General features: G+C 74.8%; 12 protein-coding genes, 1 tRNA gene and 1 pseudogene. 11 read left to right on the forward strand and 3 right to left on the reverse strand.

Annotation, left to right across the window (positions count from 1 at the left end):
• Nucleotides 1-101: 101 nt before the first annotated feature.
• From ACQP2P_RS43375 to ACQP2P_RS43390, 4 genes are all read left to right on the forward strand, one after another.
• Nucleotides 102-431, forward strand: a complete 330-nt coding sequence (locus ACQP2P_RS43375) for a hypothetical protein (protein WP_433611131.1) — start codon at nucleotides 102-104, stop codon at nucleotides 429-431.
• A gap of 164 nt (nucleotides 432-595) precedes the next feature.
• Nucleotides 596-2,065, forward strand: coding sequence for a glutamate-cysteine ligase family protein (locus tag ACQP2P_RS43380; protein WP_433611133.1), 1,470 nt, complete (start codon nucleotides 596-598; stop codon nucleotides 2,063-2,065).
• Nucleotides 2,059-2,778 carry an enoyl-CoA hydratase/isomerase family protein gene (locus ACQP2P_RS43385; RefSeq protein ID WP_433611135.1) on the forward strand — a complete coding sequence of 240 codons (720 nt, stop codon included), beginning with the start codon at nucleotides 2,059-2,061 and terminating at the stop codon, nucleotides 2,776-2,778. The genes ACQP2P_RS43380 and ACQP2P_RS43385 overlap by 7 nt, the downstream gene beginning before the upstream one ends.
• Nucleotides 2,779-2,841: 63 nt before the next feature.
• Nucleotides 2,842-4,773, forward strand: coding sequence for an ArnT family glycosyltransferase (locus ACQP2P_RS43390; RefSeq protein ID WP_433611137.1), 1,932 nt, complete (start codon nucleotides 2,842-2,844; stop codon nucleotides 4,771-4,773).
• Between the two features lie 393 nt (nucleotides 4,774-5,166).
• On the opposite strand, the gene ACQP2P_RS43395 is transcribed toward ACQP2P_RS43390, so the two are convergent.
• From ACQP2P_RS43395 to nhaA, 3 genes are all read right to left on the reverse strand, one after another.
• A tRNA-Arg gene (locus tag ACQP2P_RS43395) sits at nucleotides 5,167-5,239 on the reverse strand.
• Between the two features lie 68 nt (nucleotides 5,240-5,307).
• Nucleotides 5,308-5,433 carry a hypothetical protein gene (locus ACQP2P_RS43400; protein WP_433611139.1) on the reverse strand — a complete coding sequence of 42 codons (126 nt, stop codon included), beginning with the start codon at nucleotides 5,431-5,433 and terminating at the stop codon, nucleotides 5,308-5,310.
• A gap of 17 nt (nucleotides 5,434-5,450) precedes the next feature.
• Nucleotides 5,451-7,358, reverse strand: coding sequence for a Na+/H+ antiporter NhaA (gene nhaA / locus ACQP2P_RS43405; RefSeq protein WP_433611141.1), 1,908 nt, complete (start codon nucleotides 7,356-7,358; stop codon nucleotides 5,451-5,453).
• A 62-nt stretch (nucleotides 7,359-7,420) separates the two neighbouring features.
• Here nhaA and ACQP2P_RS43410 point away from each other — a divergent pair.
• From ACQP2P_RS43410 to ACQP2P_RS43440, 7 genes and pseudogenes are all read left to right on the forward strand, one after another.
• Nucleotides 7,421-7,943: pseudogene (locus ACQP2P_RS43410) on the forward strand (response regulator); the annotation flags it as partial.
• 28 nt (nucleotides 7,944-7,971) lie between these two features.
• Nucleotides 7,972-8,727: a hypothetical protein gene (locus tag ACQP2P_RS43415; protein ID WP_433619592.1), complete on the forward strand. Its 756-nt coding sequence runs from the start codon at nucleotides 7,972-7,974 to the stop codon at nucleotides 8,725-8,727.
• Between the two features lie 16 nt (nucleotides 8,728-8,743).
• Nucleotides 8,744-9,232: a SigE family RNA polymerase sigma factor gene (locus tag ACQP2P_RS43420; RefSeq protein WP_433619521.1), complete on the forward strand. Its 489-nt coding sequence runs from the start codon at nucleotides 8,744-8,746 to the stop codon at nucleotides 9,230-9,232.
• A complete protein-coding gene (locus ACQP2P_RS43425; RefSeq protein ID WP_433611143.1) occupies nucleotides 9,229-10,269 on the forward strand; it encodes a hypothetical protein in 1,041 nt (346 codons plus the stop codon). The genes ACQP2P_RS43420 and ACQP2P_RS43425 overlap by 4 nt, the downstream gene beginning before the upstream one ends.
• Nucleotides 10,270-10,318: 49 nt before the next feature.
• A complete protein-coding gene (locus ACQP2P_RS43430; protein WP_433611145.1) occupies nucleotides 10,319-13,600 on the forward strand; it encodes an ATP-binding protein in 3,282 nt (1,093 codons plus the stop codon).
• Nucleotides 13,601-13,644: 44 nt separating this feature from the next.
• Nucleotides 13,645-14,994, forward strand: a complete 1,350-nt coding sequence (locus ACQP2P_RS43435) for an FAD-binding oxidoreductase (protein WP_433611147.1) — start codon at nucleotides 13,645-13,647, stop codon at nucleotides 14,992-14,994.
• Between the two features lie 153 nt (nucleotides 14,995-15,147).
• Nucleotides 15,148-16,026: a diguanylate cyclase domain-containing protein gene (locus tag ACQP2P_RS43440; protein WP_433611149.1), complete on the forward strand. Its 879-nt coding sequence runs from the start codon at nucleotides 15,148-15,150 to the stop codon at nucleotides 16,024-16,026.
• Nucleotides 16,027-16,128 lie beyond the last annotated feature (102 nt).

Raw genomic sequence — 16,128 nt, forward strand, 5'->3', positions numbered from 1 at the left:
GAAGAAGACACTCCACAGAACATCAGGCTCGTGGCGCCCTCTCCCGGCAAGGACCAGGCACCACGGGCCCGTCGGAACCGATTCCTGAGGAGGAATGGCTCATGTCCAACCTAACGCGCCGCGAGCACCGAGTAAACAATCGCCGTGTTGCGATTGGGTTCTGGGCGTGCAACACCGTCCTGGCGCTCGGCGGCTGCGCGACCGAACCCGGCTCGGGCGCCGGCGGGGGCAACCCGGTCTACCCCGCGCTGACCGTGGTGGCCTTCGTGGCCGCGATCTACCTGCTCAAGAACTGGCTGACCTCGGCCCGGGAGGTGGCCCGCAACGAGTGGAACCTGGCCCTGGCCAAGGTGCGGGCGGCGGTGTGGTCGACCCTGCTCGGTGCGGTGCTCTTCGCCGGCGTGATCTTCCTGGTGCTGAGCAACCACTGAAGCGACGAACGAACTTCACCGAAGTCCAGGGCGGCCGTCCCCCGACGACCGCCCTTCCCAGGGGCGCCGCCCGCCGGGCGGCGCCGACCGGACGGGCAGGAGTAAAAAAGCGCGCAGCGTGGTATGCCAGAGGGCACGGCTTCCCCACGCGGAGGTGTACCCCCATGGGCAAGGACGTCGAGTCCACCGTGTTCAGCCGGGAAGACCGGATGCGGTACCGCGACAAGGTCCGCCGCTGCCTGGACGCGTTCGCCCGGATGCTCGCCGAGAACCCGTTCGAGGCCGGCGACGGCATGAGCGGCCTCGAGATCGAGCTCAACCTCGTCGACGAGCACTACGACCCCGCGCTGCGCAACCAGCGGGTGCTCGACACGCTGGCCGACCCGGCGTTCGTGACCGAGCTCGGCCAGTTCAACATCGAGATCAACGTGACCCCGCAGCGGCTCGCCGGGGACGGGCTGGCCAGGTTCGAGGCCCAGGTGCGGGAGAGCCTCAACGCGGCCGAGGAGCACGCGGCCCAGGTCGACACCCGGCTCGCGATGATCGGCATCCTGCCGACGCTGCGCCGCGACCTGCTCACGCCCGACGTGCTGTCGGCCAATCCGCGGTACGCGCTGCTGAACGAGCAGATCTTCGCGGCCCGCGGCGAGGACCTCCTGATCGCCATCGACGGGGTCGAGCGGCTGCACGTGCGGTGCGACTCGATCGCGCCCGAGGCGGCCTGCACCAGCGTGCAGTTCCATCTCCAGGTGGCGCCGCAGCAGTTCGCGGCGTACTGGAACGCGGCCCAGGCCATCGCGGCCGTGCAGGTGGCGCTGGGAGCGAACGCGCCCTACCTGTTCGGCCAGGAGCTGTGGCGCGAGACCCGCATCCCGCTGTTCGAGCAGGCCACCGACACCCGCGCGGAGGAGCTCAAGAGCCAGGGCGTGCGCCCGCGGGTCTGGTTCGGGGAGCGCTGGATCACCTCGATCTTCGACCTGTTCGAGGAGAACGTGCGGTACTTCCCCGCCCTGCTGCCCATCTGCGAGGACGAGGACCCGATCGACACCCTCGAGCGCGGCGAGGCACCGCGGCTGGGCGAGCTCAAGCTGCACAACGGCACCATCTACCGCTGGAACCGGCCCATCTACGACGTCGTCGACGGCCGGCCCCACGTGCGGGTCGAGAACCGGGTGCTCCCGGCGGGCCCGACGGTCGTGGACAGCATGGCCAACGCCGCGTTCTACTTCGGCCTCGTGCATCGGCTCGCGAGCCAGGACCGGCCGGTGTGGACCCAGATGTCGTTCGGCGCGGCCGAGGAGAACTTCCACACCGCGGCGCGCCTGGGCATCGAGTCCTCGGTGTTCTGGCCGGGCCTGGGCTCGGTCCCGGTGACCGAGCTGGTGCTGCGCCGGCTGCTGCCGCTGGCCTACGAGGGCCTGGACGACTGGGGCGTCGACCCCGGCCACCGCGACCGGCTGCTCGGCATCATCGAGCACCGCTGCCTCGCCCAGCGCAACGGCGCCGCCTGGCTGGTCGAGGCCGCGCACGCGATCGAGGGCAGCGGCCCGGTGCAGCGGGACGACACGATGCGCAAGCTGCTCGCGGAGTACCTTCCGAGGATGCATTCGAACATCCCCGTGCACGAATGGTGACCGGCGAGCTCGTCCTGGCCCAGGACGGCCCGCTCGCCACCCTCGTGATCACCAACCCGGCCAAGCGCAACGCGATGAGCGCCGGAATGTGGGCCGCCCTGCCCGAGATCCTCGCCACGCTCGCCAAGGACGACTCGGTGCGCGTGCTGGTGCTGGCCGGGGCCGGGGGCACGTTCTGCGCGGGGGCCGACCTCATGGAGGCCGCCGCGATCGCCCGGGCCGGCGACGACAGCGTGGCGGTCGCGGCCGAGCGGGCCCTCGCGGACTTCCCGCGGCCGACGATCGCGCGCATCGACGGCTTCTGCGTCGGCGGCGGCTGCCAGCTGGCCGTCGCCTGCGATCTGCGGGTCGCGGCCGAGTCGGCGCGCTTCGGGGTCACCCCGGCCAAGCTCGGCATCGTGTACCCGCCGGTGCCGACCCGCCGCCTGGCCGCGCTCGTCGGGCCGGCCCGCGCGAAGCTGCTGCTCTACACCGCGGACCTGTTCGACGCGCGGTCCGCCGAGCGCTGGGGCCTGGCCGACCTCGTGGTCCCGGACGACGCCCTGGCGGCGACCGTCGACGACCTCGCCGCGACGATCGCGTCCCGCTCCCGGCTCACCCTGCGCGCCGCGAAGGCCGTCCTGGGCGGTCTGGCGGTTGCGGAGCAGGACGAGGCCGAGATGGCGGAGGGCATCGGCGCGTTCCGGGAGCGCCGGGCGCCGAACTGGACCTGACTCACAGCCGGTCCGCAGCTTCTCCCCACGCCGCCGGAAGGGTCGGGCCGCAGCGTAAGCGGCATGACAACCACGCTGACCCCGCCGGGCGCGCCCCCGGCGCCCGCCGCGACCCGGGCCGAGACGCGGGCCGGTGATCCCGTCTGGGTGCGGCCCGCCCTCGTGCTCCTGCTGCTCGCCACCGGCGCGTTGTACCTGTGGAACCTCAGCGCGTCCGGCTGGGGCAACGCGTTCTACGCGGCCGCGGCCCAGGCCGGCGGCGAGAGCTGGAAGGCGTGGTTCTTCGGGTCCTCGGACGCCTCGAACTTCATCACGGTCGACAAGACGCCGGCCGCCCTCTGGGTCACCGGCCTCGCGGTGCGGATCTTCGGGCTCAGCTCGTGGAGCGTCCTCGCCCCGCAGGCGCTGATCGGGGTCGCGACCGTCTGGCTGCTGTACTGCACCGTGCGCCGCTGGCACGGCCCGGCCGCCGGCCTGCTCGCCGGGGCGGTGCTCGCGACCACGCCGGTCGCCACCCTGATGTTCCGGTTCAACAACCCGGACGCGCTGCTCATGCTGCTGCTCGTCGCGGGCGTCTACGGCATGCTGCGGGCGATCGAGCGCGGCAGCACCTGGTGGCTGGTCTTCGCCGGCTCCGCGGTCGGCTTCGGGTTCCTGACGAAGATGCTGCAGGCGCTGCTCGTGGTGCCCGCGTTCGGCCTGGCCTACCTGCTCTTCGCTCCGACCGGGTGGGTGCGCCGGCTGGTGCAGCTGCTCGTGGCGGGCGCGGCGGTCATCGTCTCGGCGGGCTGGTGGGTGGCGATCGTGTCGCTCACCCCGGCGTCGTGGCGGCCCTTCGTCGGCGGCTCGCAGACCAACTCGATCCTGGAGCTCACCCTCGGGTACAACGGCTTCGGCCGGCTCACCGGGAACGAGACCGGCAGCGTCGGCGGCGGCGGTGGGGGCGCCGCCGGTGGCTGGGGCGAGACCGGCTGGTCGCGCCTGCTCGACGGGCAGACCGGCGGCCAGGCGTCCTGGCTGCTCCCGGCGGCGCTGATCCTCACCGTCGCGGGCCTGGTCTGGTCGGCGCGCAGGGCCGCCTACGTGCTGTGGGGCGGCTGGCTGGTCACCACCGCGCTCGTGTTCAGCTACATGCGGGGCATCTTCCACGACTACTACACGGTGGCCCTGGCCCCGGCGATCGGCGCGCTGGCCGGCATGGGGGCGGCGACCCTGTGGCGGCGACGCCGCGACCTGTACGCCCTGCTGGTCCTCGGCGGCTCCGTGGCGGTGACCGCGGTGTGGTCGTACATCCTGCTCAACCGCGCGACCGACTTCCACCCGTGGCTGCGCGTCGCCGTGCTCGCCACCGGGGCCCTGGGCGCCGCCGGCATCCTGCTCAGCCAGCGGCTCGGCCGCGGCCCGCGCCTGGCCGCCGCGGCCCTGGCCCTGTTCGCGGTCTTGGGCGGCCCGATCGCCTACTCGCTGAACACGGCCGCGACCGCGCACACCGGCTCGATCGTCACGGCGGGCCCGGCGGTCGCGGGCGGCAACGGCTTCGGCGGCAGGGGTCGCGGCTTCCCCGGCGGCGGGGTCGGCGCGTTCCGCGGTGGCTTCCCCGGCGGGGGCGGGGGCATGGGTGGCGGCGGCATGGGCGGGCTGCTCAACGCCACGACCCCGAGCACCGAGGTGGTCGCCGCGCTGCGGCAGGGCAGCGCCAAGTACACCTGGGTGGCCGCGGCGGTCGGCTCCAACAACGCCTCGGGCTACCAGCTCGCGACCGAGCTGCCGGTGATGGCGATCGGCGGGTTCAACGGCAGCGACCCGGCGCCGAGCCTCGCGCAGTTCCAGCAGTACGTGCGCGAGGGCAAGATCCACTACTTCATCGGCGGCTCCGGGCCGGGCGGGCGCGGCAACGGCGGGAGCAGGGTGAGCGCGGAGATCGCGGCCTGGGTCGAGGCCAACTACACCGCCACCACGATCGGCGACACCACCCTGTTCGACCTCACAAGCTGAACCCCTTTTCGCTCCCGACCACGAAGCCCCGCCGGCTCCCCCGCCGGCGGGCCTTCGCCCGTCCGGCGGCCCTTCGCCCGGCCGAGCACGACGAGCGCGAGCGAAGCGAGCGCAAGAAACCCACGAAGCGCCCCTGGCGCGATCCCCCGGGACACCGCGAACACCGGCCCCGGGGGTGCGGGTGGGCGGAGCCCCCCGCTGGGGAGCGAGCGAAGCGAGCGCAAGAAACCGCGAAGCGCCCCTGGCGCGATCCCCCGGGACACCGCGAACACCGGCCCCGGGGGGTGCGGGTGGGCGGAGCCCCCCGCTGGGGAGCGAGCGAAGCGAGCGCGAAGAACCCACCGAAGCCAACGGCAAGCGGCCCCCGCCGCGAAGCAGGGGCCGCCGAAGAGGTGGCCCCGGCGCGAATCGAACGCGCGACACCCGCTTTAGGAGAGCGGTGCTCTATCCCCTGAGCTACGAGGCCGTTGTGCTGCTGCTCCGAGTCTAGGGGAACCATGGCATCGACCGAAATCGCGTATCCGTGCAACCTTGTCACGTACCCCGCTCGTTGCAGCCCGGCGACGAGGTGTCCACGGTCCTGACCTCGTTGCGGGTGCCCGCGCAGACCTCCGGGACCTCGCTGATCCAGCCGGAGACGATCAGCGACGGCGGGCGCACGATCGCGGGCGAGATGCCTAACGATCGGAGCGGTTCGACGGCATACGTGGGGACCTGCCGATGAGGGCACGGGCCCGGGCCACCTTCACCGCCTCCGTGAGGGTGGCCAGGTCGTAGGCGCCGTAGTGGCGCTGGCCGTTGATGAAGAACGTGGGCGTGCCGCCGACGCCGCTCAGGTCGGCGGACTCGACATCCCGCGCGACCCGGCCCGCGTGCACGTGGCGGACGAGGTCCTTGTGGAAGCGCTCGCGGTCCAGGCCGAGCTGCTCGGCGTACGACACCAGCGCCACCGGCCTGAGGTCGTCCTGGTGGTCGAGCAGCAGGTCGTGCATGGGCCAGAAGGCGCCCTGCGCGGCCGCCGCCTCGGACGCCTCGGCCGCGAGCTGGGCCTGCGGGTGCACGTCGGTCAGGGGCAGGTGCCGCCAGACGTACCGCAGGTCGGCGTCCGAGAGCAGTGCGCGCACCACGGGCTCGGCCTGGCCGCAGTACGGGCACTGGAAGTCGCCGTACTCCACGATCGTCACGGACGCGTCGGCCGCCCCGCGCACGTGGTCGACGCTCTCGTCCACCGGCGGGATGAGGTCCACGAGCACCTCGGCGTCGCCCAGCAGGGCCCGGACCCGGCGGTGCTTGGGCAGGAGCGCCGTCACGCGGTAGACGACCCAGGTGAGCAGCGACGCGAGCACCGCCGCCGCGAGCACGCCCAGCTTCGCCTCGGCGAGCATGTCGCCCGTGAACGCCAGGCTGGCGATCAGCAGCGACACCGTGAAGCCGATGCCCGCGATCGTGCCGCTGCCGAGCACCGCCGCCCACCCGACCCCGGGCCGCACCCGGCCCCGCGACAGGCGCGTGACCAGCCACGACGTGCCGACGACGGCGACCGGCTTGCCGAGCACGTAGGCGGCGAGCACGCCCAGCGTCACCGGCGAGGTGAACGCCTTCACCAGGAACGCCCCGTCGATCGGGATGCCGGCGTTGGCCAGGCCGAAAAGCGGGACGATCACGTAGCTGCTCCACGGGTGGTACATCCGCTGGAGGCGCTCGTTCGGCGACAGCGTGCGCGTCAGGCCCACCGACGCCGAGCGGGCCAGCTCCGCCGTCGGCTGCTCACGGAAGAGCTTGAACAGCCCGCTCGCCGCCTCCAGGGCGCGCCGGGCCGGGGTGTACGCGGGCGCGGTGACGCCGATGGCCAGGCCGGCGACGACGGGGTCGACGCCGGAGCGCAGCAGGAGGTACCACAGCACGATGCACAACGGCGCGTAGACGGCCCCCGAACGCACCCCGAGGGCGCGCAGGCCGAGCAGCGCACCGAACACCGCCAGGGCCAGGACCAGGGGCATCGCCGCGATGTGCTCGGAGTACGCCACGGCGATGACGATCAGCGCGACGAGGTCGTCGACGACGAACACGGTCAGCAGGAAGACCCGGGCCTGCTCGGGCACGCCCCGGCCGACGAGCGCCAGCAGGCCCAGCGCCAGCGCGGTGTCGGTCGACATCGCCACGCCCCAGCCGTGCGCGCCCGCGCCGCCGGCGTTGAAGGCGAGGTAGATGCCCACCGGCAGCACCGTGCCCGCGACCCCGGCCGCGAGCGGCAGCAGGAAGCGGCGCCGGTCGCGCAGCTCGCCCAGGTCCAGCTCGCGCCGCGCCTCCAGGCCCACGACCAGGAAGAACAGCGTCATGAGCCCGCTGTTGACCCAGGTCCGCAGATCCTGGGCGAGCTCCCAGCCGCCGACCTTGATGACGAGCTGTGTGCGCCAGACCCGCTCGTACCCGTCCGCGTCGACGTTGGCCCAGACCAGCGCGGCGACGATGGCGGCGACGAGGACACCCGCGCTGCCGGACTCGGTCGCGATGAAGCTGCGCAGCGGTGCGGCGATGTCGCGGCGCCAGAGGGACTTGCCGCCTTCGGACGACGGGTCGGCCATATCGGCAAAGTCTAGGCTCAGTGACCGTAAGCATTCGGTTGGTGATCGCCGACGACCAGGCGATGGTGCGCCACGGGCTGCGGCGCATCCTCGGGGCCGCGGGCGACATCGAGGTCGTGGGCGAGGCCGCCGACGGGGTCGAGGCGCTCGAGCTGGTGCGCACGGTGCGGCCCGACGTGGCACTGGTCGACGTCCGGATGCCCCGCATGGACGGGCTCACCCTCACCCGCGAGCTGGCCGGCGGCCCCACCCGGGTCGTGGTCGTGACGACGTTCGACCTCGACGAGTACGTGTACGCGCAACGGGGCGGCCGGCTTCCTGCTCAAGCGCTCCGGCCCGGCCCTGCTCACCGAGGCCGTCCGGGCCGCCGTCTCCGGCGAGAGCCTGATCAGCCCCGCGATCACCGTCAAGCTGCTGCGGCACCTGTCCGGCCCGCGCCCGGAGTCGCCGGAGCCGCTGACCGAGCGCGAGCTGGAGATCGCCGCGCACGTCGGGGCGGGCCGCACCAACGCCGAGATCTCGCCCGGCACCGTGGAGACGCACGTCGCCGCGGTCCAGCGCAAGCTCGGGGTCCGCAACCGGGTGGGGCCTGGAACCACGGGGTCGTCGCGCCGTGAGGGCGCTCTGGCTGCTGCTGCTGATCGTCCCGGTGTTGTGCGGGCTGCCGTTCACCCGGGCCGCCGGCGTGCTCGTGAGCGTCGCGGCCATGCTCGCCGTGGCGGCGGCTGCGCGGCCCGCCCTCGCGCTGGGCGCCGTGGTCTCGATCGCCGTGACCGCGATCTACCGGGGTCCGCCGCGGCCGGCGGGCCTCTGGTTCATCTTCGAGTTCACCCCGCTGCTCATCCCGGTGACGCGCACCGCCCGGGCGGGCCGGTGGGTCGCGGCCCTGGCCGCGCTCGCCGTCCCCGTCCTGCCGCTGCGGGTCACCCTGCACCAGCCCGAGCACCGGCTCGACGGATCCGTGCTGGTGGTCGCCGCCGCGTTCGCGTGCGCCGTGGCCGCCGCCGGGCTCGGGCTCTTCCTGCGGGCCGGGGACGCCCGGCGCGCCCGCGCCCTGGCCGCGGCCCGGCGCTCGCAGCGGCTGGAGCCGGCCCGGGACCTGCACGACCTCGTGGCGCACGAGGTCACCCGTGTCCGCGGTCGAGTTCCTCACCTACCTCGCCGCGGTCAAGGGCCTCTCCACACGCTCGGCGCGGGCCCGCATCGACGATCTTCATGGGCATCCTGCACGGCGGCCCGGGCCCGCTGTTCTGGGCCGGATCCGCGGCCGTCCTCGTCGCGGCCCTCCCTCGCCTGGACGATAGTGCGGGAAGATCGTCGCCAGCGGATGCAACAGCGCTCCGTGGCCGCAGCGTCGTGCCGGGTATGAGGGCGGTGACGCGGTGATCGGGTTCGAGGAGTACGTGCGGTTGCGCGGCGAGCGCCTGGTGCGCCTGGCCCGCCTGCTGGTGCGCGACCGCCACCTGGCCGAGGACCTGGTGCAGGAGGTCCTCGGCCGCGCGTACGTGCGCTGGGACCGGGTGAGCCGGGCCGACGACATCGACGTGTACGTGCGCCGCATGCTTGTCAACCGCCACATCTCCTGGCGCCGCCGCCGCTGCTCGGCCGAGGTGGCGACGGACGAGTTCGGCGACCTCGCGGCGGCCACGGACGTCGGCGCGGAGGCCGCGGAGCGCTCGGCCGCCTGGGCGCTCATCGCCGACCTCCCGCCGAAGCAGCGCGCCACGATCGTGCTGCGCTACTACGAGGATCTCGACGACGCCACGATCGCCCGCATCCTGGGCTGCTCCCAGGCGACCGTGCGCTCCCAGTCCATGCGCGCGCTGGCGACCCTGCGCCGGCGGCTCGCCGACCGCGAGGAGGTCCTCCCGTGAACGATCTCGACCCCCGCCTCGCCACGGCGCTGCACGCGCGCGCCGACGGCGAGGTGCACATCGAGTCGCTCCTGGCCGCTTCGGTGCGCCACGGCGTGCGCCACCGCCGCAACCGCCGCCTGCTCATCGGCGGCGCCGCGGCCGCGACGGTCGCCGCGATCCTGGCCACGACCGCCCTGCTGCCCCGGGCCACCCATCCGCCCGCACCCGCCGGCACCCCACCCCGGCCGTCCGCCTCCGCTTCCCCGGCCGTCGTCCTGCCCCGCCCGCCGATGGCCGGCTCCGAGCGCTCGCTGCCGGCGGGCGCCCCGGTGGGCGACGCCTTCCAGATCCACCTGGACGTGACCGACCCGGACGTCCTGCACCTCTCGTACTCCTCCGCGGCCGGCCTCGAGTCGCTGCGCGTGACCCGGGGCAGCACGTCACCGAACGGCTACGACACGTATCAGCTGAGCCTGGGCGACTCCGCGGATCTCTGGACCGGCGACGGCGCCGTGGCACCCCTGCCCGAGGCGGGCCGCAAGGGCGAGATGAAGACGGGCGACGGCTGGGCGGCGCTGCGCTGGCAACCGATCGACGGCATCTGGGCGACCGCCCGCCTCGAGTTCCGGCAAGCGGACCCGAAGCCGGCCCCGAACGCGCGCGGGGGCCTGCTGGAGATCGCGCGCTGGGTCCGCCTCGACCGCGTGCTGCGCTGCGCGGCCGACTTCCGCCTGGGCTGGGCCCCGGAGAACACCCGGACGGTGGGCTGCCGCCTGGACTGGTCCGGCCGGACCGGCTCGGTGGGCTTCGTGTTCGGCTCCGCCGACGACGGCTCCCCCTTCTACCTCACCGAGATCACCCCCGGCGACGTGCACCCCAACGCCTCCTACGGCGGCGTCCCGTTCCAGTCCGGCCGCGACGGCTCTGCGATCGAGGTCGGCGGCCGGGCCTTCGTGATCGACGCCGGTTCGTCCGGGACGCCGAAGGACGTCCTGCAGCACATGCTGACGAGCATCCAGCTCAGCCCTGGAACCGTTGACCCGCTGACCCGGTGAGTCCGAAAGACGATCTCCGCGAGCAGCGGCCGCGGCTATGGTGGCGACCGTGCGGCTCGACTTCCGGATTCTCGGCCCGCTGGAGGCTCGGACTCCGGACGGCGACACCCTCGACCTCGGCGCGCGCAAGCAGCGGGCCGTGCTCGCGATGCTGCTGCTCGAGCCCGGCCGGGTCGTGTCCGTGGACCGGATCGTCGACGGGCTGTGGGCCGGGGACGCGCCCGCGAGTGCGTACGGGACGCTCCAGGCGTACATCTCCCAGCTCCGCCGCGTGCTCGAGCCCGACCGGGCGCCGCGCACGCCGCCGGCGGTCCTGCTCACGCGGGACCCCGGCTACCTGCTCGCCGTCGACGACGACGAGGTGGACGCCGCCCGCTTCGCCGCCGGGGTCGAGACCGCCCGGGCCCGGCTCGCGCAGGGCGACCTCGCCGCGGCCGAGCAGGGGCTGCACGCGGCGCTGCGGGAGTGGCGGGGCGCGCCGCTGGCCGACTTCGCCGACGAGGCGTTCGCCGCGGCCGCCGTGGCCCGCCTCGAGGAGCTGCGCGACGGCGCGCTGGAGGACCTGGCCGAGGTGCGGCTCGGCACCGGGCACACGGCCGCGGCCATCGCCGACGCCCAGGCGCTGCTGGAGCGCCGGCCGTTCCGCGAGCGGTCCTGGGGCCAGCTCATGCTCGGCCTGTACCGCGAGGGCCGGCAGGCCGACGCGCTCGCCGCGTTCCGCCGCGCCCGGGCGGTGCTCGACGAGGAGCTGGGGCTGCCGCCGGGCCCGGAGCCCAGCGCGCTCGAGTCGGCGATCCTGCGCCAGGACCCGAAGCTGGCCCACCGGCCGGCGCCCCACCAGGAGCCGCGGCGGACCCGGCTCGTCGGGCGGCAGGCGGAGCAGCAGCGCATCGCGGCGCGCATCCAGCAGGCGCGCCAGGGCAACGGCGGGGTGCTGCTGCTCGTCGGCGAGGCCGGGCTGGGCAAGACCAGCCTCGCCGAGCGGGCCGTGGAGCTGGCCGGCGCCGACGTCACCACCGCGTGGAGCCGCTGCGTCGAGGCGAGCGCGACCCCCGCGTTCTGGCCCTGGCAGCAGGTGCTGCGCGCGCTGCCGGGCACCGCCGACGTGCGGGACATGCTCGCCGGGAAGGCGACGACCCACGAGCGCGACCCGGCCACGGCCCTGTTCCACCTGCACGAGACCGTGGGCGAGGCGCTGCGCCGCGCCCCCGGCCCGCTGCTCATCGTGATCGACGACCTGCACGTGGCCGATCCCTCGTCGCTGCAGCTGCTCGCGCACCTGGCGCCGGCGCTGCCCCAGCGGCCGATCCTGGTGCTGGCCACCCTGCGCCCCGAGACCACCGACGCCGGCCCGGCGCTGCGGGAGACCCTCGCGCTGCTGGCCAACGAGCGCGGCGCGGAGCGGCTGCGGCTGGCCGCGCTGACCGAGGGCGACGTCGCCGAGTTCGTCGAGCGCCCCGGCGCGGTCGCGCACGCGCTGCTGGAGCGGACCGGCGGCAACCCGTTCTACCTGCAGGAGCTGCTGCGGCTGCTGGAGAGCGAATACCCCGACGGCTGGGGCGACGCCCAGGCGGTCGCCGCGTCCGGGGTGCCCGAGAGCGTCCGCGACGTGATCACCCGGCGGCTGTCGCGGCTGCCGGAGGCCACCCGCGAGCTGCTGGAGACCGCCGCCGTCATCGGCCGCGACGTCGACCTGCTCCTCCTGGCGGCCGCGACCGACCGGCCGGACGAGGTGGTGATGGCGGGGCTGGAGCCGGCCGTCGGGGCGGGTGTGCTGCTCGAGCTGCCCGACGGCTGGGACTACCGCTTCTCGCACGCGCTCGTCCGGGACGCCGTCTACGGCGGGCTGAGCCGGCTGGAGCGGGCCCGCCTGCACCGCCGCGTCGGCGAGGCGCTCGAGGCGTTCGACCGGCCCGACGACCCGGACCTGCTCGGGCTCCTGGTGCACCACTTCACGATGGCCGCGCGGCTCGGGGTCGCCGACCGGGCGGTCCGCTACGCGACCCGGGCCGCCGAGCTGGCGATGGCGCAGCTGGCGTACGACGAGGCGGCGCGGTACCTCGAATCCGCCCTCGGCGCCCTGGACCCGACGCGTCCGGGCGCGGCCCGGGCCCGATGCCGGCTGCTGGTCCAGCTGGGCACGGCCCGGCGGGCGGCCGGCGACGTCGACGGCACCCGGGCGATGCTCGACGAGGCCCTGACCCTGGCCCGGCAGATCGGCGACGACGGGCTGGCGATGGACGCCGCGACGCTCTTCGGCGGGGCGACGCTGTGGACCTGGCGGCCGTACCTCACCGTCGACGAACGCATGATCGCCACCCTGCGCGACCAGCTGGACCGGCTCGGCCCGCACGACGTCGAGCGCCGGGCGGTGCTGCTCGGCACGCTCGCCGTCGAGCTGTACCACCACCCCGACCGCGATCTCGGCGAGGCCCACGCGGCCGAGGCGGTGCGGCTCGCCCGCGGCCTCGGCGACCCCGAGCTGCTGGCCCGCACGCTGAACAACCAGATGTGCGCGACCCTGGTGCCGCAGCGGCTGGCGCAACGCCGGGCGAGCGCCGACGAGCTGCTGACCCTCCCCGGCCTGCCGCGCACGGCCGAGATCATGGCCCGGCTGCAGCGGATGATGATCGAGGTCAGCATGGGGGACGCGGCCGGCTTCGACGCCGACCTGACCCACTGCGTCCGGCTCGCCGAGGGGATCCGCGCCCCGGTGCTGGCCGCGCAGGTGCGCTACGCGCAGGCGGGCCGGGCGATGCTGGCGGGGGACTGGGTGGCCGGGGAGCGGCTGGTCGACGAGGCGTTCGCGCTGCAGGAGCACACGACCCTGTGGGGGACGCAGTGGATCCGGCTCGCGCTGCTCTACACCAGCCGCCGCTTCCAGGGCCGCCCCGGCGAGCTGGTCGACGAGCTCGTGCGCCGGGCGGACGAGCCGCACCTGCAGCTGCTGCGCCCGACCGCGGTGCTGGCGGCGTGCGAGTCGGGCGACGAGGCCCGCGCCCGCGCACTGGTCGAGCGGTGGGGCGCCGCCCGGGAGAAGCTCTGGTGCTGGGACTTCGTCGTGTTCCAGTGGGCGCTGGTCTCGGCCCGGCTGGGCACGCCCGACCCGCGCGAGCTCTACGCCGAGATCGAGCCGTCGCCGGGCGCTTCCCCCCGCTCGGCACCGGCGGCACCACCTGGGGCACGTTCGACTTCGCGCTGGCCGAGCTGGCCGCGGCGCTGGGCGAGCCCGAACGCGCGCTCGGGCACGCGCGGGCCGCCCTGGAGGCGCACCGGCGTCTCGGGGCCGCCCATCTCGTCGAGATCTCCGAGGCTCAAGTCGCGGCCCTAGTCGTCGCCAAGTCCTGACCAACCGGCCGGGCGCACCGTAGGCCCATGACCACTGCTCTGACTTCTCTCCCGGCGGTCGCCGGGCCCGTCTTTGTTCCCGGCGACGAAGGATACGAGGCCGAAAAGCAGGCCTGGAACGTCGCCACCGTCCACGAGCCGCTCGCCGTCGTCGGCGCCACCTGCGCCCAGGACGTGGCCGAGACGGTGCGCTGGGCCGGCACCCTCGGGCTGCCGGTCGCGGTGCAGTCCACCGGCCACGGCGCGGTCCGCCCGGTCCGCGGCGGGGTGCTGATCACCACGAACCGGATGACCGAGCTCACCATCGACCCGGTGGCCCGCACGGCGCGGGCCGCCGCCGGGGTGCACTGCGTGGAGGTGAACGCGGCGGGCGCCCCGCACGGGCTGGGCATGCTCAACGGCTCGGCGACGCAGGTCGGCGTGGTCGGGTACACCCTCGGCGGCGGCGTCGGCCCGCTCGGGCGCCGCTTCGGCTTCGCCGCCGACCACGTGCGCTCGGTGGAGATCGTCACCGCCGACGGCGCGCTGCGGACCATCGACGTCGACCACGAGGCCGACCTGTTCTGGGCGGTTCGCGGCGGCAAGGGCAACTTCGGCATCGTCACCGCGATCGAGTTCGGCCTGGTCGAGGTGGCCGGCTTCTACGGCGGCGGGATCTACTTCCCGATGGAGCACGCCGGCGAGGTGCTGCACGCGTACCGCGAGTGGTCGGCGACCCTGCCGGAGGAGATGAGCACGTCGGTGGCCCTGCTCCGGCTGCCCGACCTGCCGGCCCTGCCCCCGCCGCTGCGCGGGGCGAACGTGGCCCACCTGCGCGTCTTCTTCCTGGGCGACGCCGAGGCGGGCGACGCGCTGCTGGCCCCGATGCGCGCGGCGGCCCCGGCGGTCATCGACGACGTGGCGATGCTGCCGTATCCGGCGGTCGACGCCGTGCACCGCGACCCGGTCGACCCGATGCCGAGCCGGGAGCGCGGCGTGCTGCTCGCCGAGCTCACCGCGGAGACGGTCGAGCACGTGCTGGCGGCGGCCGGGGCGGGCGTGGACGTACCGCTGCCGATGGTCGAGATCCGTCAGCTCGGCGGGGCCCTGGGGCGCCCGGCGGCCGTGCCGAACGCGGTCAGCGGGCGCGGGGCGGCGTACTCGCTGTTCGTCATCGGCATCGGCGCGCCCGGCCTGGAGGCGGCGGTGGACGCGGCCACGGACCGGGTGCTCGCGGTCGAGCGGTTCCCGGGCGGGCTGCTGAACTTTTCGGGCGGCGCGGACGCGGAGACGATCCGGGCGAACTGGTCGGCCGCGGACCGGGACCGGCTGCTGCGGGTGAAGCACGCCTACGACCCGGCGAACGTGTTCTCCAGCGGCCAGCCGCTGCTGGGCTGAACTCCCGGCTTGCACCCGGTCCGCACTGTCGCGGGCCGGGTGCGGGCCGATGTCGGGGGCATGGCTCGACGGGACCCGATGTGGACGCTGGGCGTCAAGCCCGCCATGACCACAGCCACAGTCACAGCCATCGCCACAGTCACAGCCATCGCCATGGCCACGGTCGCGGCCGCCGCGTTCACCCCGATCCCGGTCCTCGGGTCGATGGCCGTGGTCGCGCTCCTCGGGATCGCCGCGCACGCCCTGCTGCGCCAGGCGCGGGACCGGCACCGGGCCCAGTCGGCGCTGTTGCACACGGTGTTGCGCCGGTTTCCCTCCCCCGTGCTGGTGACCGACCCGGACGGCACCGTGGTCCTGGCCAACCCCGCCGCGCGGGACCTGATCGGCGGCGAGCCGGCGCTCGAGACGTTCGACGGGCGCCCGCTGCGCCTGGCCGACCTGGCGCGCGAGGGCCGGGACACCTACGAGGCGCGGCTCACCCGCGCCGACGGCTCCACCAGCGACGTCCTCATCGAGGCGCTGCCGGTCGAGGGCGGGGCCGGCACCGTGTGGACGCTGCAGGACATCAGCGCCCAGCGGGTCTACGAGGAGTCGCTGCACCACGCGGCCTACCACGACGCCCTCACCGGCCTGCCCAACCGCGCCCTGCTCTGGCAGCACCTGAACGCGGCCGCCGCCGACGGGCGCCCCTACGCGGTGCTGGTGGTCGACCTCGACGACTTCCGCACCGTCAACGACCTGCACGGCCGCGCGGTCGGCGACGAGGTGCTGACCGCGGCCGCGCACCGGCTCCGCGACGCCGCGTACGCGGGGACCCGCACGGCCCCGGCCCGCGCGGTGGTGGCCCGGCTCGGCGGCGACGAGTTCGCGGTGCTGCTGCCGGGCGCGGACGCGCGGGCGGCGCAGCGGCTCGCGGCCGGGCTGCGGGCCGCGTTCGACCGGCCGCTCCCGACCAGCGCGGGCCGTGTGACGGTCCGGGCCGGCATCGAGGTGTCGACCACGATGCTGGCCGACGCTCAGGACAGGGCCTAAATGCCCGCCAGGTCCCGCGCCGCGCCGGCCGGCGGTACGTCACCCTGCGCCGACGAGACGCCTGATCGCCTTGGGCCGCCTTAGACCCGGTTTAGTTTCGAC

This window comes from Dactylosporangium sp. CA-139114 (assembly GCF_050955725.1).
GTDB lineage: Bacteria > Actinomycetota > Actinomycetes > Mycobacteriales > Micromonosporaceae > Dactylosporangium.

What these genes read in the sequence shown, in the direction of transcription:
- ACQP2P_RS43385 (WP_433611135.1), top strand. Translation starts at nt 2,059, where the DNA reads ATGGTGACCGGCGAGCTCGTCCTGGCCCAGGACGGCCCGCTCGCCACC.
- ACQP2P_RS43380 (WP_433611133.1), top strand. Translation starts at nt 596, where the DNA reads ATGGGCAAGGACGTCGAGTCCACCGTGTTCAGCCGGGAAGACCGGATG.
- ACQP2P_RS43435 (WP_433611147.1), top strand. Translation starts at nt 13,645, where the DNA reads ATGACCACTGCTCTGACTTCTCTCCCGGCGGTCGCCGGGCCCGTCTTT.
- ACQP2P_RS43440 (WP_433611149.1), top strand. Translation starts at nt 15,148, where the DNA reads ATGGCCACGGTCGCGGCCGCCGCGTTCACCCCGATCCCGGTCCTCGGG.
- nhaA (WP_433611141.1), bottom strand. Translation starts at nt 7,358, where the DNA reads ATGGCCGACCCGTCGTCCGAAGGCGGCAAGTCCCTCTGGCGCCGCGAC.
- ACQP2P_RS43390 (WP_433611137.1), top strand. Translation starts at nt 2,842, where the DNA reads ATGACAACCACGCTGACCCCGCCGGGCGCGCCCCCGGCGCCCGCCGCG.
- ACQP2P_RS43375 (WP_433611131.1), top strand. Translation starts at nt 102, where the DNA reads ATGTCCAACCTAACGCGCCGCGAGCACCGAGTAAACAATCGCCGTGTT.